This window comes from Eggerthella sp. BIOML-A4 (assembly GCF_009875575.1).
Lineage (GTDB): Bacteria > Actinomycetota > Coriobacteriia > Coriobacteriales > Eggerthellaceae > Eggerthella > Eggerthella lenta.
In genome coordinates this window covers 74,240-95,482 of sequence record NZ_WWRX01000008.1, presented here as the reverse complement: position 1 = coordinate 95,482, position 21,243 = coordinate 74,240, and the positions used below count along the sequence as shown (strand labels likewise).

The following is a 21,243-nucleotide window of genomic DNA, read 5'->3' as shown; positions in this document are numbered from 1 at the left end:
AAGATTCATACCAGCAGCAAACGGAAGCGCTCCGCTTAGCGAATCCATGGCGCGCTCACGTGGATGCGGAAAGAGACGGAAAGCGCGAGGGGTGAGAGGTGCTTTGCCCAATTGGGGGAGTTTGACGGCATGTGGGCGAGCGCGAAGCCGTCCGCGCTCGTGCGCAGCGGTATACTTGCATGACCAACGTGCAAAGATGCGAAGGGGAGAGTCCATGATCGAAATACTATGGCACGGCCGCGGCGGCCAGGGCGCCTTCACGGCTGCGCGGCTGCTGGGCGCGGCGGCATCGCTCGACGACGGTCGGCATGCTTTGGCGTTTCCGTCGTTCGGGCCCGAGCGGCGCGGCGCGCCGATGCGGGCGTTCACGAAGCTGTCTGACGAGCCCATCGGCGACCGCAGCGCCGTGGCGAAGGCCGACTACGTGATCTACCTCGACGATACGCTGCTGGGCGAGGGCTGGGAAACCGAGCTGAAGCCCGGTGGCGTCGTGCTGGTGAACAGCGTGCGTATGTTCGACGACGAGCGCATCGCGGCGCTCGATGCCGACGGCATCTCGGCGGCCGTTCTGGGCCGACCGATTCCGAACACGGTGTTCCTCGGCGCGCTGTCGGCGCTGTGCGATCGGGTGAGCGTCGAGAACGTGCAGGAAGCCATCCGCCAGTACATGCCGGCGAAGCTGCATGCGAAGAACATCGCGATCGTGGATGCGGCACGGGAGGCGATGGGCGAAGCCCAGGAGCCGCGTGAAGAGGCCCCTGGTCATCCTGAGCGCGCGCAGCATGAAGACGAAGGCTCCCGCGCGACGCCAGCCGAAAGCGCTTCGAGTCTGACCGCCCGCACGGGATCCCTCGACGACGCCGTGTCTCCGCGTCCCGCGTCCCGCATCCCCGTTCTTCGGTCAGCCAATCTCGACCCTGCCGATTTCGCGCACTCCACCTGCTTCGATGCCGGCTACCTTACGGTGAAGAACGCCGGGTGGCGCAACCTGCGCCCCGTGATCGACGCGGCGTCGTGCACCGGCTGCCTCCAGTGCTACCTCCACTGCCCCGACGGCACCGTGTACAAGGTTCCGTCGGCTTGCCGGCCGACGGAACCGGCCGACGCTGCGGCTTCCCCCGGCACCCGATCTCGCGGCGATGCCGAAGGCTCGCGTACCGAAGTATCCCCTGAGGGGACTTCCTGCGGGGCGCGCTTCGCCTCCGCCATCCCCGCGATCTCGGGCACCGGGGAAACCCTCGCTGACTCACTGGGCGAACCTGCGCGCACGTCCATGCAGCCCACGGCTCCCGTCGCCATCGACCTCGACTTCTGCAAGGGCTGCGGCATCTGCGCGAAGGCGTGCAAGTTCAACTCGATCACGATGATCCTTGAAAGCGAGGCGGATGCCCGATGAAACGGTTCCTTTCCGGCGACGAAGCGTTCGCCGAAGGCGTGCGCTTGGCGCGCCCGCAGGTGATTTCCGCGTATCCCATCACACCGCAGACGGTGGTGGTGGAGCGACTGAGCGAGATGGTCGAGGACGGCTCGCTGGCCGCCGAGTACGTGCACGTTGAAAGCGAGCATTCGGCGCTGTCGTGCGCCATCGGCGCGTCGGCTACGGGTGCGCGCACGTTCACGGCCACGTCGAGCCAGGGTTTGCTGTACATGGCCGAGTGCCTGACCTACGCGGCGGGCGGACGGTTCCCCATCGTGATGATGAACGCGAACCGCGCAACCGCGCTGCCGTGGAACATCTACGGCGACCAGCGCGACTCGCTGGCGCTGCTCGACCATGGATGGATCCAGGTGTACGCCGAAGACAACCAGGAGGCGCTCGACCTGGCGCTCATGGCGTACGCGGTGGCCGAGAACCCTGCGGTGGCAACGCCCGTGATGGTGAACCTCGACGGGTTCGCGCTCACGCACACCTACGAGACGGTTGACGTGCCCGAACCCGCCGAGGCCGACGCGTTCCTGCCACCCTACGAGCCTGCGGGCAACCGGTTCGACTTCGAGCATCCCGTGAACATCGGCTTCTCGGCCGGTCCCGAGTACAACCGCTACTTCAAGTACTGGGAGCATCGCGACATGCTGGACGCGCCCGCCGTGGTCACCCAGGTGGAGCAGCGGTTCGCCGAGGTGTTCGGTCGGCAGTATCCCGGCATGATCGAGACGCTGGACTGCGATGATGCCGATGTGATACTGGTCACGCTGGGATCGGCGGCCGGGCTGGTGCGCTCGGTGGTGTGGCAGCTGCGCGACCAGGGCGTGCGCGCGGGCATGCTGCGCATCCGCTACCTGCGTCCCATGCCGAGCGCGCTCATCGCCGAGGCGCTGCGCGGCGCGAAGGCTGTGGGAGTGCTGGAGAAGGACGTGTCGTTCGGCGCCGAGGGCACCGTGTTCACGAATGTGAACTCAGCGCTGCAGCAGGCGGCCGTGGGCGTGCCCACGTACAACTTCGTGGGCGGCCTGGGCGGCGACGATATATCGGAAACGCAGGTGCACGGCATGTACCGCATGCTCGTGCAGGCGGCCGAGGGGACGGGCGAGCTGCCGCGTGTATCGTTCCTCGGGATCGATTCTCCGGCGGATGCGCTCGGTGCGGAAAGGGGGCGGTAGCCATGGCCGTCAATGCCAAGAACATCACTGACGACGAGTTCTTCTTCGGCCACAAGGCGTGCGCCGGATGCGGCGGGTCGTTGGCCGTGCGCGCGGCACTCAAGGTGCTGGGGCCGAACGCGGTGTGCGCGCTGCCTGCGGGTTGCATGAGCGCCGTCGGCTTCAACTTCCCGCAGCTCAGTTTCGCCAACAACGCGATGATCACGCCGTTCGCAGCCACGGCCAGCGTGCTCACCGGCATCGAGGCCGGCCTGCGCGCGCAGGGCAAGAAGCCCGACGATTGCACGGTGGTGGGCTTCGCCGGCGACGGCGGCACCGCCGACATCGGCATCCAGGCGCTGTCGGGCGCCATCGACCGCAACGACGACGTGCTGTACATCTGCTACGACAACGAGGCGTACATGAACACGGGCATCCAGAAAAGCTCGCTCACGCCGTTCGGCGCCAAGACCACCACCACGCCTGCCGGGTCGAACATGCGCGGCTGCCTGACGCAGAAGAAGAACATGTTCGAGATCGTGGCCGCGCACGGCATTCCCTATGCGGCCACGGCGTCCATCGGCTACCTCAACGACTTCATCCGCAAGGTGGAGCATGCCGCCACGATCCGTGGGACGAAGTACATCCATGTGATGGCCCCGTGCCCGACGGGGTGGGGCTGCGGCGTGGACGAGACGGTGGACATCTCGAAGGACATCGTCGACTGCGGCCTGTGGTACCTCGCCGAGTACGAGGGCGGGGCGTTCAAGCTCAACCGCAACCCGCGCGAGTTCGCCAGCGTCGAAGCCTACCTGCGCCGTCAAGGCCGCTTCAAGGCTCTTACCGACGAGGACATCGCCCAGGTGGAAGCCGCCCGCGACGCGAAGTGGGAGGTCATGCGGAGAGACTGGGCGTAGCGAGACCCAATATCGGCACGAGCAAGATGAAGGGCGTCGTTTGCAGCGGCGCCCTTCTTTTTTATATTCTATCGGATACAAAACAAATCATATGATATACTCCTATCAATCAAACGATTGATAGGAGGACTCATGTCGAAGGATTTGACGGCTCAAGACATCAAGCGCATTCGAAGGAAGTACGGCTTGACGCAGCAGGGTTTCGCTCGTTTGCTTGGATTGGGTGAGGCGAGCGTCGTACGCTACGAGAACGGGCAGACGCCCAGCAAGGCGAACGCGAACCTCATTCGCGCAGCCGACAACCCGGCCTTCATGCGGGATTGCTTCGAACGCGACGGAGATTTGCTGTCGCACGAGCAGCGCGGCAAGGCCGAGCAGATCATCTACGCTCTGGTAACCTTCGACGAGGACGGGGACATCATGGATATTAACGAAATGTACGAAATCACCTTGCAGCAAGAAGTGCTGAACGAACAGGCTGCTCAGTTACTGGGGGAGGTTTCTCGCTTGCGTGCCGCCGCACGGGAAAAAGGGGACGAGATTTCTGCTGCGGTGTACGAGGATGCGTTCATGCAGCTGGCGTTGGCCAAGCGACGCATTATCGACGAAGGTCATTTGAACAAGGTGAGGCTATCGGAGATCAAGGGCCAAATCGAATGCATAGAGCTTTTGGCGAAGAGCCGCGAAGCGAAGGCCGCATAGCATGGAGAGCATCGAATGTTACTCGGATGAAGAACTCTATGAAGGAATACAGGAGATCGTCAGCTCATCGGTCGTCGGTGCGTGTCTTGCGCCTTCGGATAAGCCTCAAGCTATTTTGCTTGGCGGCCAGAGCGGAGCAGGGAAGACGACTCTTCACAACGTCTTTCGCAATGCGATGAACGGTAACGTGATTGTCGTTAACGGTGACGAGTACCGTTCTTTTCATCCGCGATATAAACAGATCTGCGCCCAATACGGCATCGACTCGCCTGCACATACGGCGGCGTGGGCCGGTCGGATGGTCGAGGCGATTATCGATGCGCTCTCCATTATGGGATACAACCTCATTATCGAAGGGACGTTGCGCACGTCCGAAGTCCCCCTGAAGACTGCGCGGCTCCTACGTGATCGCGGGTATAGCGTATCGTTGGCGCTCATGGCGGTTAAGCCGGAGATATCGCTCATCAGCTGCCAGTTGCGATACGAGCAGATGCGCATCGCCGGAACGGAGCCGCGCGCGGTCGATCCGGCGCACCACCTTTCCATCGTCAAGAGCATCGTCGGCAATTTGAAGGTGTTGGAAGAGTCGGGCATGTTCGACGATATAGGCCTGTACTCGCGCAGCGAGCAGCGCCTCTTCTCCAGCGCGGACGACGAAGAACCGGCGAGCGAAGCGCTCGAACGCATCCTCTTCGGAGCATGGACCGCCGAAGAAAGCGCTCACTACGAATATCTCAAGCAACGCCTCGAACAAGCAAAGGCTCTTAAATGAGGCGACAAATCGACCCAGACTGCCGATATCAAGAAAGCCCGAGAACTTTTGAGCGAATGGAGGGAGCGACATGCTTGAGACGAGGACGTGGGATGCTGCAGATCATCTTGCTTCGCCTGACGATATTGCCGAGTACCTCAGCGAGGCTCTCAAAGACGGGGATCCTGGATATTTTGAGCATGCGCTCGGTGTCGTGGCAAGGGCTGAAGGGATGTCTTCGGTTGCGGCTTCCACGGGATTGAATAGAGAGAACTTGTATCGAACCCTATCCGACGACTCGAATCCTCGATTTCAAACCGTTGTGAAAATACTCGACAGCCTTGGTCTCGCGTTCGATGTGAAGCCCGTTGCCGATTCTGTGCAAACCGTCGCGCACTAAAAAGGACGTTCGGATTGCTGTTTTCGGTTCTCGGTTAGCTTCACGGTTCGGGGTCGAACGAGTCTACGAGGTCGATGAGGTCCTGCTTTTTGTGGATGTCGAGCTTGGCGTAGATGCGCTTCGAATGCATGCGCACGGTGTTCTCGGAGATCACCAGCTCCTCGGCGATGCGCACTGCCGCGCACGATGTGCTCCATGACCTCGGCTTCTCGTGCGCTCAGGCGGAACTTCTGGCAGATGCGGGCCGCCTGCTTGGAGATGCGGTCCTGATAAACAGGCTCGCCGTCGTTCGCCTACGCCAGCAGGACGGTGGTCACCTGGGACACGCCCTTCGTTCCCGTCGCGTTGTGCTTGAACGCGCTGGTGGGCGGCCCGGTTCTGACTCTTTTCGGCTTGCGGTTCTCGCGGTGGTCGCCGTTAGAAAGCCGGGTGGGCGGGATGCTGCTCGCCCTCTCGTCCGCAGCTCTCCTAGCGAATGCGGGCGTGTACGTCGCCCAAGGCATGAGCGTACTTACGATGAGAAACTACCTTGTGTCCGCAGAACAGCTTGTACCGACGTATGGCGCGATGGCGACGGTTTTCTTCCTGCTTGCTGTAGCCGGGGTTGCAGTGGACGCTCTTCCGCTCATGCGCGGGCGCGGCATCTCGGTTGCATCGGCCGCCATCGCGTCTGCGCTGGTGTTCGCCGGCATCTTCGTGATGCGTTTCGCGTTCTACATGATGCATATGACCTACGGCATCAGTTTATAGCGCTGTTGGCGTGGTACCCTGCTGGGGACAGACCCGGTTGAAGGAGTTTCGATGATCGCGGATGCATCCGCCAAAGCCGCCCACCTGCGAACAATGAGCACCCTCGTCGTGCCTTGTGTTGTCGCCTCTCTGGAGGCTTAGAGGGTATGCATCTGTCGAACACGATGCTCGACGTACTGGGCACTGCTCCGGTGGAAGCGGTCATCATCTACACCTGGAGCCGCGTGCTGCATATGCGCAACAGGGCCGCATTCTACCTTCTTATGTCAAGCTGCATGCTCGTGGTAGTGTTGACGCGCGGCGATGCGGGAACAGGGATGCGCTTCGCCTACCTCGTGTTCACGGGAGGCGTGCTGCCCTTCCTCATGGCAGACGAGCGTCCTGCGCGAAAAGTGTTCGTCATTGCGCTCATGAACGTGGCAATCATGATCGCCGAAGTGCTGGGGACGGCGTTGTGGTACGGCATGACGGGAATCGACATCATCGATTACGACAATACGCGGGCGCATCTCGGAGAGTTCGCGATCATGCACGCGGTCCATCTCGTCTTGATGATAGCGCTGTTCGCCGCGCTGCGCCTCGCTCTACAACGCGGCGAGTCTGCGGGATCGATGAATTTGCGGCTGTTCCTCTGGTTTCCGGTCGTGCAGGCTCTTCTGCTGACGGTTCCCCTGATTGCAGGGGTGTATGCCCGCCTGGGTTCCAGCGTGCTCTTCTACGGCATGTCGGTGCTTGCGATCGGGTGCTTCGTCGTGGATGCGATGCTGTTCGCTTCGATGGACCGCTACGCTCGCAAGCGGCATGAGGATCAGCGAGCCGCGCTGTTGCAGGGTCAGCTGGATGCGTGTCTTGCGCAGTGCAATGCGTTCGTCTTGGAGGTCGAGCAGACGGCGAGGATGCGCCACGACGTGCGAAACCAGGCTCATGCGGCTATGGCGCTTGCCGAGAGAGGCGACTATGTGCGCGCCCGTGATCATATATCATCGTTTCGGTCATTATATTTGCCGAAGTGACCGAAAAACCCGGAAGGGGCAAAAGCTTCATCGTATATAATCTCGTGGAGCGCAGCACGCTTATCCCCTCCATGCAAACCAGAGACGTTAGCCGATGCCATGTACCAGGTCGTAATAGTAGAAGACGATGCCGCCCAAGCCGAGATCATCCGGAGCATGATCGAATGCTCCCCGCGTGGCGGCGAGCTCGCCATCGAGCATGTTGTCGACGCCGAATCTTTGACGGCGCGTCTTGCGGAGGAACCGGCCATTGACGTTCTCGTGATGGATATCGAGCTGGGCTCGGAAGACGCGAACGGCATCGACCTCGTGAAGCGGTATTTCCCCGCAGGGTGCGGCACGCAGGTGATCTACGTCACCGGCTTCGTCGAATACTGCACGAGCGTGTACCGCACAGAGCATCTGTATTTTCTGGTAAAGCCGTTCGCGCAGGACGACTTGGACGACGCGTTGAGCCGCGTGCTCGAGCGGCTCGAGGCCGACTCGAGCAAGCCCCTGAGCGTTCGGCTTGGAAGCAGGGTAGTGCTTGTCGAGCCGAGCAGGATCAGCTATATCGAAAGCGATCGGCGCAAAGTACGCATCCATGCGGGAGCCGAGGAGATCGAAGCGTACGCGTCGTTGTCCGACCTCGCTGCCGAGCTGCCTGCTTCGTTCATCCAATGCCATAAGAGCTTCCTGGTAAACATGGATCACGTCAAGGAACTCAAAGCGGACAGCGTGGTGCTCTCGTCGAACCAGGTTGTGCCCGTGAGCCAGAAGCGCCGCAAGTTCGTGCGCGAAGCTGTCTTCTCGCGCGTGCAATCCAAGCTGTAGGACGGCGAGACTCTCGTATGCCCGATGCTCTCCTCGACATCATCGGGGTCGTTCCCGTGCAATTGGTGTTCGCCTATGCGCTCACCAAGATGCTCAATATTCGCAGGCTCTCCCTGTTCTGGGTGCTGGAACTTGTTTTCGTGCTGCTTATCTCCTCGTTTCGTTCAAGCATGAGCGTCGAGTTCAGATTGGCGGCCTCCGTGCCGCTCGCCCTCATTCCCATATTCCTATCGCAGGGAAGCCTCGCGCGCAGGATTCTCGTCGTGACGCTGGCGCATCTGGTGCTTTTCTTCGCGGAGCTGCCCGGCGGCGCCCTGTGGATGTCGATGACCGGCACGCCGGTCGCCGATTACGAGGCCGTTCGAACGCATCTTGGCGCTTTTTTCCTGACTCATGCGGCTCATATGGCTCTGCTCGTTCCGCTTCTCGCGATGCTCTGCATGCTGCTGAACCGTTTCGGCAGCGCTCAGGAACGGGGAATGGGCGAATGGCTGCCCGTGCTTTTTTCCTTGGAACAGCTTGTTCTGGTGAACGTGATGATCCTTTTACCGCTCGGCTACATCCAGGAATCGATGACGTATTACGGCGCAAGCGTGGTGCTGGCGCTTGTCGGTTTCGCGGTCGATCTGCTGCTGTTTGAGGCTATGGGTCGCTTCGCCCAAAAGCGGCGCGACGATGTCCGTGCGACGATGCTCGAAGAGCAGCTGGATCGGTATCTAGCGCGTTGCGGGGAGTTCGTTTCGGACATTGAGCATACCTTGAAGGTGCGGCACGATATGGGCAACCACGTACAGGTGGTGCTTGCCCTGTCGGAACGCGGCAACTTTCAAGAGGCCCACGAACATCTTGCCTGCATGGCCGAGGTGCTTAACGATACCCGCCGAAGCGAGGAGGCAGTCTTATGATCGTGCGGATGATCATCGCGGTAGGCGTGCTGCTGCTGATGTGCGCGATTATGGCGGTGCTGGCGCGCCGGCTGCGCGGCGTGCCCCCGACGCGTCTTTTGATTAACCTTTTGTTCCCGTTCAGCCAGCTGTGCATCGTTGCGTTCCTCTTTTATTATGCGATTGCCTACGAGCTGCCTTTTTGGATGTTCGCGCTGGTCGCGGTCGTGGGCGCCCTGTGCGGACCGGTCGATCTCGTGCTGTTCAAAGCGTTGGAGGAGTCCGAGAAGCGCGAGCTGTCCCGCGAGCGTGTGCGTCTGCTGGAAGAGCAGTTGCAAGCGCAGGAACAGTATTTGCGGCGTTTATCGGCGGACATCGATGAAGCGCGCCGCGTTCGCGAAGACGTCGCACGCGAGCTAGCGGCGGTGGACGATCTGCTGCAACGGCAAGAGGCCGAACAGGCATCGCGGGGGCTGATGAAGGCGGTCGGCATCATGGATTCGTCCTGCAAGCGCTCGTGCGAGCACCAGGTGGTCGATGCCCTCGTCTCGATGAAGGCTGCCGTATGTGCGGAGCGAGGCATTCGACTCGAGCTCGATCTGGCGCTGGCCGACGATGTCTCTCTGCCGAGCGTGGAGCTGTGCGCGGTGTTCTCGAACCTGCTGGACAACGCTGTCAGCGCATGCGGCAAGGTGCCGGAGGGCGCGCGGTTCATCAAGCTGAAAGCACGTGTGGATGCCGGCTATCTGGCAGTGCGGATGGAGAACAGTTGCGCGCCGGCTGAACCTGGCGAGGCCCGTCGCGCTCCGCGCCGTTCGCGCGGCGACCGCCTTCCCGAGCACGGCTGGGGCCTGAACATCCTCAAAACCCTCGCCGACCGTCACGACGGCACGTTGGAAACCGTGCAGGAAGATGGCGTGTACCGCACAACGGTGTTGCTGAAACTGGATGCAAGGTGAGGTGGGATATGAGGTTCATCGTTTCTCCTGCTAAGAAGATGAACGTGGTCGACGATGCGTTTGGATGGCGCGATCTGCCGATGTTCGCGGATCGGGCTGCGCGTCTGGCCGATGCGGTGCGGGCGCTCTCGTACGACGAGGCGAAGGCGCTGTGGCAGTGCAGCGACGCGCTGGCCGAACTCAACTTCGAACGCTTCCGCACGCTCGAAGTGCGCTCCGGCGCGTTGACGCCGGCGGTGCTGGCCTACGAGGGCATCCAGTACCAGAACCTTGCGCCGCAGGTGATGACGATGGAGCAGTTGGATTACCTGCAGGAGCATCTGCGCATCCTCTCGGGGCTCTACGGCGTGGTGCGCCCGCTCGACGGCGTGGCGCCGTACCGCCTGGAAATGCAGGCGAAGCTCGCGGTGGACGGCGCGCGCAATCTCTACGAGTTCTGGGGCGACAGCCTGAGCCGCGTGCTCGCGGCCGAAACGGACGTCATCGTGAACCTGGCATCGGTGGAATACGCGAAGGCCGTCGTTCCCTCTGCGGATCGCTGCGGGGCAAGAGTGCTCACCTGCCTGTTCGGCACCGTCGACGCGCGCGATCGCCTCGTGCAGCGCTCCACCGCCGCGAAAGCCGCGCGCGGTACCATGGTGCGCTGGTGTACCGAGAACGCCATTGAAGAACCTGCCGACCTGCAAGCCTTCGATGCGCTCGGCTACGCGTTCGATCCCGCTCGGTCGACCGACGATTGCTATGTATTCGTTCAGAAATAGCCATGCATAACCTCAAATAATCAAACAAACGGTTTTGACTCGAATTGATGACTCCTCTGCGCGCAAAGCTTTGCGAGAGGTTCTCGTGAACCGCCTGACGAATGCGGACCACCATGGACGACGAGGTCTTGTCGTGCTGCGCACGCCGGAGTGCATCGAGCTTTCGAATCCCGGCGGTTTTCGGGTGGATGTGAAAGCCGCCATTTCGCGCATCGGACAATATCACTATAATAGGAACATTCGCGAACAATCGGCCCTTCGCGCGGACGCGCGCGGGAGGGCGCTGGCCTGACGAGGAAAACCAATGACCATGAAACCGTACAACCCGCACGAGATCGAACCCCGCTGGCAAAAGGAGTGGGACGACGCCGACCTGTACAAGGTGACCGAGGATCCCTCGAAGCCGAAGAAGTACGTGCTCGAGATGTTCCCGTACCCCTCGGGCGACATCCACATGGGACACGTGCGCAACTACACCATCGGCGACGTCGTCGCGCGCTACTACAAGATGCGCGGCTTCGACGTGCTGCATCCCATGGGTTGGGACGCGTTCGGCCTGCCGGCCGAGAACGCGGCCATCAAGCGCAACAGCCATCCGGCCAAATGGACCTACGCCAACATCGACACGCAGAAGGCCAGCTTCAAGCGCATGGGCTTCTCGTACGACTGGGACCGCACCGTGGTGGCGTGCGACCCCGAGTACTACCGCTGGGGCCAGTGGATCTTCCTGCAATTCTGGAAGCGCGGTTTGGTCGAGCGCCGCAACAGCCCGGTGAACTGGTGCCCGAACTGCGCGACGGTGCTCGCGAACGAGCAGGTCACCGAGGGCGAGTGCTGGCGTTGCCACGGCGCGGTGGAGAAGCGCGACCTCACGCAGTGGTACTTCAAGATCACCGACTACGCCCAGGAGCTGCTGGACGACCTCGACCAGCTGGACGGTTGGCCCGAGCGCGTCAAGCAGATGCAGGCGAACTGGATCGGCCGCTCCGAAGGCGCCGAGATCGACTTCGTGCTGTGCGGGCCCGACGGCGAGGCTCCGGCCGAGCCGACGGCCGACGACGTGATCACCGTGTTCACCACGCGTCCCGACACCTTGTTCGGCTGCTCGTTCTTCCTGCTGGCGCCCGAGTACAAGGGTCTTATGGAGCTGGTGGAGGGCACTGAATACGAAGCCGCCGTGCGCGAGGTGGTGGAAGGCGCCGCCAAGGTGAGCGCCGTCGAGCGCGCCCAGGGCGACCGCGAGAAGCACGGCGCGTTCACCGGCCGCTATATGGTGAACCCGGTGAACGGGGAGAAGGTGCCCGTATGGGTGGCCGACTACATCGTCAGCGACTACGGCACCGGCGCGGTCATGGCCGTGCCGTGCGGCGACCAGCGCGACTTCGAGTTCGCGCGCAAGTACGACCTGCCCATCATCCCCATCATCCTCGGCGAGGACGATCCGCTGTATCCCCAGCTCAACGGCGTGCAGGAGCGCCGCGTGACGTCGGTCGATTGGGAAGCGGCCTACGACGCCGAGGGCGTGCTGGTGCAGTCCGGCAAGTACACCGGCATGGTGGGCGGCAAGCATTCGCCCGCCGTCGATGCGATCATCGGCGACCTCGCGGCCGAGGGCAAGGGCAAGAAGACCGTGCAGTTCCGCCTGCGCGATTGGCTGATCAGCCGTCAGCGCTACTGGGGCAACCCCATCCCGGCCGTGCACTGCCCGGAATGCGGTCTCGTGCCCGTGCCGGAGGAGGACCTTCCGGTGCGCCTGCCCGAGGACATCGACCTGGCTGCAGGCGAGACGCTTGCCACGCACGAGGCGTTCGTGAACACGACGTGCCCGGTATGCGGCGGCCCGGCGAAGCGCGAGACGGACACGATGGACACGTTCACATGCTCCAGCTGGTACTACCTGCGCTACACCGATCCGCACAACGAGGAGCTGCCGTTCGCGCCCGAGAAGGCGAACCGCTGGATGCCCGTCGACCAGTACATCGGCGGCATCGAGCATGCCATCCTGCACCTGCTGTACAGCCGCTTCTACACGAAAGTGCTGCGCGACCTGGGGCTGCTTGAGTTCGATGAGCCGTTCTCGAACCTCTTGTGCCAGGGCATGGTGAAGGACGAGCACGGCGAGACCATGTCGAAGTCGAAGGGCAACGTCATTGCCCCCGAGGACATGATCGCCGAGTACGGCGCCGACGCGGTGCGCGCGTACATCCTGTTCATGGCCCCGCCCGACAAGGACCTGCTGTGGGACGAGGGCGGCCTGGCGGGCATCTACAAGTTCATGAACCGCGCTTGGCGCATTGTGAACGACCTGATGGGAGCCGCCGACGAGGAAACGCTGTTCCAGCCGGGCGCGTCCGAGGACGAGGGCATCAAAGCGCTCGAACAGCTGCTGCGCGAGCGCCATCGTGTGGTGGGCAAGGTGGTCGACGACTTCGACCGCAACAACTTCAACACGGCCCTCGCCGCCATCATGGAGCTGACGAACGCGGCGAGCGACTACCTGCGCAAGCGCTCGCCCGAGCAGCGCGCCGCCTGCGAAGAGTCGCGCGCGGTCGATGCCGAGGTGGCCGAGGTGCTGGTGAAGCTGCTGGCTCCGTTCGCGCCGCACTGGGCCGAGGAGCTGTGGCATGCGGTGCTGGGCAAGGACGGCTCGGTGCACACGCAGCCGTGGCCCGAGTTCGACCCCGAGCAGGCCAAGGCCGACGAGGTCGAGCTGGCTGTGCAGGTGAACGGCAAGGTGAAAGCGAAGATCATGGTAGCGGCGGACGCTGCCGAGGACGACATCAAGGCCGTAGGCCTCGCCGCCGTCGAAGCGGCGCTCGAGGGCAAGGACGTTAAGAAGGTCGTCGTGGTGCCCGGCCGCCTGGTGAACATCGTCGCGAAGTAGGGCGCACGATAAGGCTGGGACATTGAGGAACGGCTGGGGTTTCCGAGCCGTTCCGTTTTGGAGGGGGCTATCGAGAGTGGCGAGGAACTATGCCACGTAATCGGCGGCGTTGTCGCCGGCTATGCGACCGAATGTGTATATGTCTGCCATGGAGGTCGACCCCAAACGATTCGTGCCCATCTTATGACCGGCTACTTCGCCAGCCGCATACAATCCTGGAATAGGGGATCCTTGGACGTCGAGCACCTCAGCGCTTGTGTTGATGCGTAGGCCACCCATGGTGTAATGAACGGCGGGCTTGTAGGCCATGATGTAATACGGCGGGGTGTCCACCTTGTGCATGGTTCCGCGATAGGCGAAGTCGGGATCAGATCCTGCGTCGACGTATCCGTTCCACTGCTCGATGGTTTTCGAAAGCTGGGCTGCATCGATGCCGAAAGGCTCGCATGCCTCCTCGAGCGTATCGGCCTTCACGCATAGCTTGCGCGATGCGAGGTTCTCGAACTCGTCTGAATGTATATCTACCACCTTGGTCTCGTCGGCGGCGGCTTGATCCCATATTTCGTAAGCGCGCTCGTCGGTTTGCTCGAGGATAGCTTTCGATAGCACGTCGCGACGTCCAAGCTCCTCGACGAAGCGTTTGCCTTCCTTGTTGAACATGACCGTGCGCTCATCGAGACGCATGTCGTCCAGGTAGAGCAGCGCGCCGGTATCGACGTCGCAGATGGGATAGGTTTGAATAAGCTCCATGTCGACCAGATCGGCTCCGATGGCCGAAGCCATGGTCAGGCCGTCCCCCTGTGCGCCCACTGAATCGGTCGAGTTGAACTGCTCGCCGAACTCGGGGTTGGCCTTCGCGCGCATTTCGACGTTCGCGCCGAACCCGCCGCATGACAAGACGACGGCCTTGCAGTCGAAAGCGTACTCATCGCCCGTGACGACGTTCACTGCCTTTATCCCGTTGATCTTTCCATCGGAATCTTGTGCGAGATCGGTGGCTTTCGTGTTGTCGATGAGCGTGATGTTGTCGATGGATCGCGCACGCGTGGTCAGTCGCGTTGTCATGGCGTTGCCGATGTGCCCCGAGGGAATAATGGAGCGTTTGACGGTGTGGCCGCCGAAAAACAGCAGGTTGTGCTCCCAGGAAACGCCGCCCTCGTACGTGAGCCATTGCGCGGCATCGTACACGCCGCGGGCGATGACGTTGACCAGCTCGGGATCGCCGCGATGGTCTCCTCCTTCCAGCATGTCGGCCGCGAGCAGTTCGGGACTGTCTTCAAGCCCTGAGTTCTTCTGGATCCAGTTGCCCGGTACAGCCATTTCTCCGCCCGACAACGCGGTCGATCCGCCGAACACGCCGAGCTTCTCCATGAGCAGCACCTTCTTGCCTTTGTTCGCTGCACTGATGGCCGCAGTGAATCCTGCCCCGCCCGCGCCTACGATCACTACATCGTACGACGTGGGAATGTCGTTATCGGGCCGTTGAAGTGCCTTGTCGCGCTTCTTCCATTCCGATGATTTCTCTCCGGCTTTGTCGAGCGCTTCGGCAACGGCTGTGAGGTAGGCCATGCTGGAAAGCGATGCGCCGCTCACGACGTCGACGTTCAACGTCTGACCTTCGACGATGAGTTTGCCGAGCTTGTCCATGCAGACATCGCCCAATCCGGCAGACTCGCGAGAATCGAGCACGTCGATGCGCTCGATGGCGCCGTTTTTCGTGATCACTTCCACCTGTATGGAGCCGTGCTTGCCCATGCCACTGCCGACGGTTGCCACGCTTGCTTCGTCGGAAGGTGCTTTCGCGGCGCTTCCCTTCGGCGCGCATCCGCCAAGGGTAAGGGCTCCTCCTGCGGTCGCAAGAGCGGCTCCGGTGAGAAACTGCCTGCGTGAAAGTTCAGCCATGATGTCCATCCTCCCTGTTATCTGTTCCGTCTCCCCGGTTGGTTGGCATCGCAACCGTGTTGAGCGTCGAGTACCGACCTGTGTGCTCGGGACAGCGGAAACATACCATCGGGAAAATGCCTTTGCAGCCCGCGGCGGGTTTCAATGTGTAACCCTACCCGAGTTTAAAAATGTAACCCCGTGCAAAACGCCTCCGATATCGCGGGGCGAAAGCGTAAGATGGAAGCTGGAATTGCAGGGAGGGGAGGAACTGCATGAGGGAGTTCGTCGCGCGTTGGAAAGACATGTTTATACGTATGGGGGCTATGCCGGTCTCTTTTCTCGGGGTGGGGTTGTACCGTGCATGGCTTGCCACGTTCTTTCGCTATGAGGCGTTTCCGACCATCGATTTCTTCGATTACGCGCTGTTCGAGGGAGCCATAGGCGTGGCGTCGTTTGCAGTCGTGCTCCTATCCCGACGTATCACGCCTCTGTGGTCGAACAACGCGTTGGTGACGTTGACCGCCATCGGCATGGTCGGAGGCTCTGCGCTCTGCGTGGTCTCGTGCTTCTGGCTGCAGGTTGCCGCGCTCAAATACGCCGGCCTCATGTTGGCGGGAGCGGGGCTGGGATTGCTCATCCTCATGTGGACCGAATTCTTCGGATCGCTGAATCCTATGCGCGTAGCGGTGTACTATGCTGGCGCCATCGTGTTGGGGGAAGCGTTGAAATGGCTGTTCGGCGGGTTGGATCCTGCGTATATTGCCGTGTTTTCCGTGATGCTTCCGCTTGCGTCCATCGATTGGGTTCGGCGATCGATGAAGCGTCTGCCGGATGTCGATCTGCCCAAGCGCATGGGAAAGGCCGGGCTCTCGGAGGTGCCTTGGAAGCCCATTCTCCTTATGGGAGTGTGTACCTTCGCGACAGGGTTCGGCGTGTTGCCGGATCAGCCGCTGGTGGTCGGAAACGTCGTCGGGACTGTGTTGGCGGCGGCGTTTGTGATCTTCGGCGTATTGTCGTCGTCAAGATGGTTCAACTTCGACACGATATACCAGCTCGCCTTCCCCTTTATGACGGTGGGGTTGTTGCTGATCGCCCCGCAGTTCTCTCTCGATGCGCAAACGGTTGCGACCTGCTACGACGCGGGTTACACGATGCTTTCCATCTTCATCATGATCGTCTTGAGCAACATCACGTACCGTTTCGGCATTTCTGCCGCCTGGTTGAACGGAATCGAGCGTGGCATCCGCTATCTGGTGGAAGCTGGAGGATGGAGCTTGTTCGCATTTGGCTCGTCGTACTTGCCGGGGGAATTCATGAACATGCTTCATATCGGGATCGTTGCATCTGTGGTGGTGGCGTTCGTAATCCTGTTTTTCACCGAAAAAAGGCTTTCCGCGAAGTGGGGCATCAATCTCAAGGGGGATCCTGGAGAGGACGACGTGTTTTCGCCGGGGCTGTTGGCCATGCGCGTATCCGATCTTTCGCGCGAATGCAGTCTCAGCCCGCGTGAAGAAGAGGTTCTCCAACTGCTTGCGCGGAAGGGGACGACGGCGGAGATCGAGGAGAACCTGTTTGTGGCGCGCGGTACGGTAAAAGCCCATACGAGTCGAATCTATCGCAAACTGGGAGTGCACAGCCGCGAAGAGCTGTACGAATTGCTCGGCATCGCCGAGTAACGCTGCGATGCGGTTTGAAGGAGGCGCGATGGCGAAGGAAACTTTGTTCGAGGAGATGGAAATAGGCTCGTTGCGGGCGAAAAACCGACTGGTGCGAGCAGCCACCTACGAGGCGTTAGCCGATGACGGTGGGCATATGACTCCTGAGCTGACGGCGATCTACGAGGAGCTTGCCGATGGCGGGGTAGGTACGATCATCGTGGGGTATGCACGCGTTATGCGAAACGAACAGCCGAATCCTCGGATGCTGGGCATCTACGACGACTCGTTCGTTCCCGAATTCCGGGCATTGACGGACATGGCTCACGCGCATGGGACGGCTATCGTATCGCAGATCGTATACGGCGGCTCGGCGACGAAGCTCCAGCCGCCCAGCAGGCGCATCCTCGGGCCGTCGGCCGTCGCCAACCCGAAGACCGGCATCGTGCCGGTGGAGGCCACGGTTGCCGATCTGCATGAGCTCGCCCAAGCATTCGCCGATGCGGCGGCCCGTGCTCAAACTGCCGGATTCGATGGCGTCGAGCTGCATGCGGCGCACGGCTACCTGCTCAGCCAGTTCTTGAGCCCCTTGCTCAACAGGCGCCGCGACGAGTACGGCGGTGCCCTGCGGAACCGTGCCCGCTTCCTTGTCGAGGTCGTCGACGCTGTGCGCTTGCGAGTGGGCGCGACGTTCCCGCTGATCGTGAAGCTGAACAGCTCCGACGGCGTGGAGGGCGGCCTGACTGAGGACGACAGCATTGAAGCGGCGAAGCTGCTGGCGGCTCACGGCGCGTCGGCTATAGAAGTGAGCGGGAACTGGCGGAACTGCCGTGTGCGCGACTTCGATGGAGAGCCGTTCTTCGCTCCCTATGCGAAGCGGCTTGCGTGCGAGGTCGACATTCCCCTGATCCTTACCGGAGGCAATCGGCGGCTCGATGCGATGGAGCGCCTTGTTGTTGAAAGCGCCGGCGGCATAGCGGGTTTCGGTCTTTGTCGGCCGCTTATCTGCGAATCGCGACTGGCGCGACGCTGGCGGGTCGATCCGCAGGCGAAGCCCCGCTGCGTTTCGTGCGATAAGTGCAGCACCACGCCGGGCCATCGCTGCATCTTGGAATGAAACAAGGGAACGGGGTTTACGACTCATAGCCCGCGATGAGTCGTAAACCTCGTTCCCTTGTCTCCCTTGTCTCCTCGAACCCGCGCAATTCTCATGTAATCGGCTTCAAGTTTCGATGACGGCCGCGGAATGCGTAGCGGGTTCGGTGCGGGATTTGCTATCATCGACGCTTATGACGCGACGCAAGAAACATGGATGGTTGAAGACGATGCTGGGTTTGATGCTCGGATGCATGCTCGTGGTCGTCGCCGTGTTCGCGGCGACGAACGTGGCGACCATCGCCACGACCAAAGATCGTATCGTCGAGCCGCAAGCGGCGGTCGGCTTCGATGCCGACGCGATCGTTGTGCTGGGCGCATCCGTGTTCGCCGACGGCACGCCGTCGGGCATCTTGCGGGATCGGCTGGACGACGGCATCGCGCTCTACAAGGAAGGTGTGGCGCCGAAGCTCATCATGAGCGGTGACAACAGCACCGTGTCGTACAACGAGGTGCAGGTTATGAAGGATTACGCCATTTCCCAAGGCGTGCCGAGCTACGACATCTTCTGCGACCATGCAGGCTTCTCCACGTACGAGAGCATGTATCGTGCGAAGCACGTGTTCGGCGCCGAGCGCATCGTGGTGGCCACCCAGACCTATCATCTGTATCGTGCGCTGTACGCCGCGCAGGGTCTTGGCCTCGATTCCCTCGGCGTGGCCAGCGACTACCATGACTACTCCAAGCAGCTCCAGTACGATCTGCGCGAGATCCCCGCGCGCACGAAGGACTTCTTCAAGACGCTGTTCAAGGTACCTTCGACGTTCGTGGGCGACCCCATCAGCCTCGATCAGTCCGGCGACGTCACCGAGGGCTGACGGGGAGTGTCAGAGGTGCGTCAGGCGCGCGCGATTCTTACGCTAGCAGCGCCAACAGCGCCTGCGCTTCGCAGGTCACCGGGTCGAGGACGGGGATGCCGGCGGCTCGTTCGAGCTGCGGCGCCAAGCCGATAGTCGAAAACCCCGTGCAGGCGAGCGCGATGACCGCTGCGCCTTCTTCGCGCAGGCGTCGAGCCGTCGTGATAGCGGCGTGTTGACCTGCGGGCGTGTTCAGATCGCGCGTGTCGCGAACGCCGTCGGGCACGAGGTTCGCCAACAGACGCTCGCCCAAGATGCGCGGGAACGCGGGCGGCGCGTCCGGCGTGATGCCGATGACGCCTACCGGCCCCTCGTGAAGCGCCGCGGCGGTGGCCATGCTTTCGCCCGCGCCCACCACCGGCACGCCCACGATGGCGCGCGCTTCGGCTACGCCGGGGTCGTCGGCGCAGCTCACTATGATGCCGTCCGCGTCCTGTTCGACCAGCTGACAGGCAAGCGCAATCACTTTAGGTTCGGCAGTGCGCTTCGTAGCGGCATCGTGCACGCCCTCGGGTTGATCGGGAATGCAGCGCGACACGACGCGCACCTGAGGAAACGCACGCTCGATGAGCAGCCCATGCGCGTCAGCCTGTTCTTGATCCTGCGTGATGACGCGGATGACTCCTACAGTCCAGGTAGGGCGAAAAACGGTATCCATGGCGATCACTCGTACTTTTCGATAAGGTCGATAAGGTCCTGCTTCGAATGCAGGGCGGTCTTTTCCAGGATGCGCCGCGTGTGCGTGCGCACGGTGCTCTCGGACACGAACAGCGCCTCGGCGATCACCTTGGCCGAGCGCCCGCGCGCCAGGTAGGGGAGCACCTCGGCTTCGCGGCGGGTCAGCCCGTAGTACGAGGCTATCTGCTCGAGCACGTCGCCGTCGGGCTCGGAGGCGGATTCGTCGCCTCGCGCTTCGTCGGCGGAGGCGATCTGCTGGCGGGGGCAGGCGGCTCCGCATCCGGCTGCGCACGAAACGGCCGCGGCTTTCCCTTCGGCGTCTTTCGCCTTGCTGGCGCCGAAGCTCAAAAACGAGAACCGATTGCCGCCCTGCTGGAACAGCGCCAGCATGGCCAGCACGTAGACCGCGCCCACCGACACGCCGATGACCAGCATGGATGGGCTTTCGGGGATGAGCATCACCACGTAGCCGATGCCGATGCCCACCAGTCGTGCGATGATGGACACCCCTCGCACGATGCCGCCTATCACGAAGCCCGACACGCTGAAGTCGTATGCGGTCGATGCCACCATATACCAGATGATCACGTCGAATACGCCGTAGCACGCGCTCATTACCGTGTTGAGCTCCACCGGGTACGTACTCCAGAACATCGGCATGAGCGCGAACAGCACCACGAGAATGGGCACGATCACCTTGAACGTAAGCGCCAGATCGGTGCGGCGTCGCGCGAACAGCACGAGCCCGATGAGCGCCACGGCGGCCACGATGTTGGCGATAAGCGGCAGTCGGTGAGCCTCGTAAGCCGAGTCGACTGAAGCCACGGTCATCTGCCACACGTAGCCGAACAGACACGACAGCACGAGGCTGGCCACGATGAGGCTGACCAGCGAGCCGAGCGCCGTGCGGTAACGCCCCGAGTCGGCCGTGATCGCGGGCCGATCGTCGGTTTCTTCGCGGTTGCAGCGCGTCAAGCACAGCTGCGAGAGCACGGGCAGCGGCAACATGAGCAGCAGCGCCGGAACCCCCAGCTCCTCCGAGCAGAACGAGAACGCGACGAACAACAGCGCGGTCAACAACAGCACAACGGGCAGATAGAACGAAGTGCGCGACGGATGCATGCGCCCGAGGCACTCGGCCCAGCTTCCCCAGAAGTAGCCGTATCCCACGCCGGCTAGAACGGAGCCCAGCACGAGCGGGACGACGGCCAGCATCTCCGTCAACAATCCGGCGCTTCCGGCCATGCCCGAGCCTGTCATCAGCACGAGCCCTGTCACGATGCTTGCCGTGAACGCCGAAGCGGGAAGCTTGTCGTAGAAGGAGTGGTCGCGTTCCGTGCGCGAGGCCACCAGGAACAGCGTGGTCATGTTCGCGACGAACGAGATGATCACGACGAGCGTCTGATATCCCGTGGTGTTCATCGGCCCCGACAGCAGGATGGAGCTGCGGAACGTGAGCATGCTGCATGCCCAGAAGAAAGCGAGGCCGAGGTGGCGTATACGAAGCGTTTTCCACACCATGCGCATGCTGCGTCGATCGCGCGGGCGCGACAGGCGTTCAGGCATGAACAATCCCTCCTCGTCCTTGGCGCCGCCTGTT

19 protein-coding genes and 1 pseudogene are annotated in these 21,243 nt (G+C 62.0%); 16 read left to right on the top strand and 4 right to left on the bottom strand.

Annotation, left to right across the window (positions count from 1 at the left end):
* Window positions 1–214: 214 nt before the first annotated feature.
* From GT613_RS09030 to GT613_RS09005, 6 genes are all read left to right on the top strand, one after another.
* A complete protein-coding gene (locus tag GT613_RS09030) occupies window positions 215–1,396 on the top strand; it encodes a 2-oxoacid:acceptor oxidoreductase family protein (protein WP_114513317.1) in 1,182 nt (393 codons plus the stop codon).
* Window positions 1,393–2,601: a pyruvate ferredoxin oxidoreductase gene (gene porA / locus GT613_RS09025; protein ID WP_035584193.1), complete on the top strand. Its 1,209-nt coding sequence runs from the start codon at window positions 1,393–1,395 to the stop codon at window positions 2,599–2,601. Before GT613_RS09030 ends, porA begins: the two co-directional genes overlap by 4 nt.
* Window positions 2,602–2,603: 2 nt before the next feature.
* Window positions 2,604–3,497 carry a thiamine pyrophosphate-dependent enzyme gene (locus GT613_RS09020; RefSeq protein ID WP_114516387.1) on the top strand — a complete coding sequence of 298 codons (894 nt, stop codon included), beginning with the start codon at window positions 2,604–2,606 and terminating at the stop codon, window positions 3,495–3,497.
* 132 nt (window positions 3,498–3,629) lie between these two features.
* Complete coding sequence (locus GT613_RS09015; RefSeq protein WP_009306028.1) at window positions 3,630–4,199, top strand: helix-turn-helix domain-containing protein; 570 nt, start codon at window positions 3,630–3,632, stop codon at window positions 4,197–4,199.
* 1 nt (window position 4,200) lies between these two features.
* Window positions 4,201–4,971: a zeta toxin family protein gene (locus tag GT613_RS09010; protein WP_009306029.1), complete on the top strand. Its 771-nt coding sequence runs from the start codon at window positions 4,201–4,203 to the stop codon at window positions 4,969–4,971.
* Window positions 4,972–5,041: 70 nt separating this feature from the next.
* The gene (locus GT613_RS09005) at window positions 5,042–5,350 is read left to right on the top strand and encodes an addiction module antidote protein (protein ID WP_009306030.1); all 309 of its coding nucleotides are present in this window, start codon (window positions 5,042–5,044) and stop codon (window positions 5,348–5,350) included.
* 40 nt (window positions 5,351–5,390) lie between these two features.
* Here GT613_RS09005 and GT613_RS15765 read toward each other — a convergent pair whose 3' ends face one another.
* Entirely contained in the window at window positions 5,391–5,504 is a 114-nt protein-coding gene (locus GT613_RS15765; protein WP_370455181.1) for a helix-turn-helix transcriptional regulator, read from the bottom strand.
* Between the two features lie 152 nt (window positions 5,505–5,656).
* On the opposite strand from GT613_RS15765, the pseudogene GT613_RS08995 reads away from it, so the two are divergent.
* The 7 genes and pseudogenes from GT613_RS08995 to leuS form a co-directional block, all read left to right on the top strand.
* Window positions 5,657–6,100, top strand: a pseudogene (locus tag GT613_RS08995) (DmsC/YnfH family molybdoenzyme membrane anchor subunit); the annotation flags it as partial.
* 146 nt (window positions 6,101–6,246) lie between these two features.
* Complete coding sequence (locus GT613_RS08990) at window positions 6,247–7,113, top strand: hypothetical protein (protein WP_009607931.1); 867 nt, start codon at window positions 6,247–6,249, stop codon at window positions 7,111–7,113.
* 99 nt (window positions 7,114–7,212) lie between these two features.
* The gene (locus GT613_RS08985; RefSeq protein ID WP_009608014.1) at window positions 7,213–7,926 is read left to right on the top strand and encodes a LytTR family DNA-binding domain-containing protein; all 714 of its coding nucleotides are present in this window, start codon (window positions 7,213–7,215) and stop codon (window positions 7,924–7,926) included.
* Between the two features lie 17 nt (window positions 7,927–7,943).
* A complete protein-coding gene (locus GT613_RS08980) occupies window positions 7,944–8,831 on the top strand; it encodes a hypothetical protein (RefSeq protein WP_009608066.1) in 888 nt (295 codons plus the stop codon).
* 26 nt (window positions 8,832–8,857) lie between these two features.
* Window positions 8,858–9,769 (top strand): sensor histidine kinase, encoded by a 912-nt coding sequence (locus tag GT613_RS08975; protein WP_226844274.1) that lies wholly within the window; start codon window positions 8,858–8,860, stop codon window positions 9,767–9,769.
* Window positions 9,770–9,777: 8 nt separating this feature from the next.
* The gene (gene yaaA / locus GT613_RS08970) at window positions 9,778–10,530 is read left to right on the top strand and encodes a peroxide stress protein YaaA (RefSeq protein WP_086414997.1); all 753 of its coding nucleotides are present in this window, start codon (window positions 9,778–9,780) and stop codon (window positions 10,528–10,530) included.
* Between the two features lie 310 nt (window positions 10,531–10,840).
* Window positions 10,841–13,414, top strand: a complete 2,574-nt coding sequence (leuS, locus tag GT613_RS08965; RefSeq protein ID WP_161172608.1) for a leucine--tRNA ligase — start codon at window positions 10,841–10,843, stop codon at window positions 13,412–13,414.
* An 87-nt stretch (window positions 13,415–13,501) separates the two neighbouring features.
* Here the strand turns inward: leuS and GT613_RS08960 are convergent, their stop codons facing one another.
* On the bottom strand, window positions 13,502–15,316 hold the full coding sequence (locus GT613_RS08960; protein ID WP_156996090.1) for a flavocytochrome c: 1,815 nt from the start codon (window positions 15,314–15,316) through the stop codon (window positions 13,502–13,504).
* Window positions 15,317–15,570: 254 nt separating this feature from the next.
* On the opposite strand from GT613_RS08960, the gene GT613_RS08955 reads away from it, so the two are divergent.
* The 3 genes from GT613_RS08955 (at window position 15,571) to GT613_RS08945 (ending at window position 18,926) form a co-directional block, all read left to right on the top strand.
* Window positions 15,571–16,974: a helix-turn-helix transcriptional regulator gene (locus tag GT613_RS08955; RefSeq protein WP_161172594.1), complete on the top strand. Its 1,404-nt coding sequence runs from the start codon at window positions 15,571–15,573 to the stop codon at window positions 16,972–16,974.
* Between the two features lie 28 nt (window positions 16,975–17,002).
* On the top strand, window positions 17,003–18,070 hold the full coding sequence (locus GT613_RS08950; protein WP_161172593.1) for an NADH:flavin oxidoreductase: 1,068 nt from the start codon (window positions 17,003–17,005) through the stop codon (window positions 18,068–18,070).
* Between the two features lie 208 nt (window positions 18,071–18,278).
* On the top strand, window positions 18,279–18,926 hold the full coding sequence (locus GT613_RS08945; protein WP_015759984.1) for a vancomycin high temperature exclusion protein: 648 nt from the start codon (window positions 18,279–18,281) through the stop codon (window positions 18,924–18,926).
* Between the two features lie 37 nt (window positions 18,927–18,963).
* Here the strand turns inward: GT613_RS08945 and GT613_RS08940 are convergent, their stop codons facing one another.
* Together GT613_RS08940 and GT613_RS15700 are read right to left on the bottom strand one after the other, a co-directional pair.
* The gene (locus GT613_RS08940) at window positions 18,964–19,623 is read right to left on the bottom strand and encodes an aspartate/glutamate racemase family protein (RefSeq protein ID WP_157003781.1); all 660 of its coding nucleotides are present in this window, start codon (window positions 19,621–19,623) and stop codon (window positions 18,964–18,966) included.
* A 5-nt stretch (window positions 19,624–19,628) separates the two neighbouring features.
* Window positions 19,629–21,209, bottom strand: a complete 1,581-nt coding sequence (locus GT613_RS15700; protein WP_035584833.1) for a response regulator transcription factor — start codon at window positions 21,207–21,209, stop codon at window positions 19,629–19,631.
* Window positions 21,210–21,243 lie beyond the last annotated feature (34 nt).

Excerpts from the sequence above, each read along its gene's own strand:
- GT613_RS08985 (WP_009608014.1), top strand. The coding sequence starts at position 7,213 with ATGTACCAGGTCGTAATAGTAGAAGACGATGCCGCCCAAGCCGAGATC.
- GT613_RS08990 (WP_009607931.1), top strand. The coding sequence starts at position 6,247 with ATGCATCTGTCGAACACGATGCTCGACGTACTGGGCACTGCTCCGGTG.
- yaaA (WP_086414997.1), top strand. The coding sequence starts at position 9,778 with ATGAGGTTCATCGTTTCTCCTGCTAAGAAGATGAACGTGGTCGACGAT.
- porA (WP_035584193.1), top strand. The coding sequence starts at position 1,393 with ATGAAACGGTTCCTTTCCGGCGACGAAGCGTTCGCCGAAGGCGTGCGC.
- GT613_RS08955 (WP_161172594.1), top strand. The coding sequence starts at position 15,571 with ATGAGGGAGTTCGTCGCGCGTTGGAAAGACATGTTTATACGTATGGGG.
- GT613_RS09030 (WP_114513317.1), top strand. The coding sequence starts at position 215 with ATGATCGAAATACTATGGCACGGCCGCGGCGGCCAGGGCGCCTTCACG.
- GT613_RS08980 (WP_009608066.1), top strand. The coding sequence starts at position 7,944 with ATGCCCGATGCTCTCCTCGACATCATCGGGGTCGTTCCCGTGCAATTG.
- GT613_RS08960 (WP_156996090.1), bottom strand. The coding sequence starts at position 15,316 with ATGGCTGAACTTTCACGCAGGCAGTTTCTCACCGGAGCCGCTCTTGCG.
- GT613_RS08940 (WP_157003781.1), bottom strand. The coding sequence starts at position 19,623 with ATGGATACCGTTTTTCGCCCTACCTGGACTGTAGGAGTCATCCGCGTC.
- leuS (WP_161172608.1), top strand. The coding sequence starts at position 10,841 with ATGAAACCGTACAACCCGCACGAGATCGAACCCCGCTGGCAAAAGGAG.
- GT613_RS15700 (WP_035584833.1), bottom strand. The coding sequence starts at position 21,209 with ATGCCTGAACGCCTGTCGCGCCCGCGCGATCGACGCAGCATGCGCATG.
- GT613_RS09015 (WP_009306028.1), top strand. The coding sequence starts at position 3,630 with ATGTCGAAGGATTTGACGGCTCAAGACATCAAGCGCATTCGAAGGAAG.
- GT613_RS09020 (WP_114516387.1), top strand. The coding sequence starts at position 2,604 with ATGGCCGTCAATGCCAAGAACATCACTGACGACGAGTTCTTCTTCGGC.
- GT613_RS09005 (WP_009306030.1), top strand. The coding sequence starts at position 5,042 with ATGCTTGAGACGAGGACGTGGGATGCTGCAGATCATCTTGCTTCGCCT.
- GT613_RS08945 (WP_015759984.1), top strand. The coding sequence starts at position 18,279 with ATGCTGGGTTTGATGCTCGGATGCATGCTCGTGGTCGTCGCCGTGTTC.
- GT613_RS08950 (WP_161172593.1), top strand. The coding sequence starts at position 17,003 with ATGGCGAAGGAAACTTTGTTCGAGGAGATGGAAATAGGCTCGTTGCGG.
- GT613_RS09010 (WP_009306029.1), top strand. The coding sequence starts at position 4,201 with ATGGAGAGCATCGAATGTTACTCGGATGAAGAACTCTATGAAGGAATA.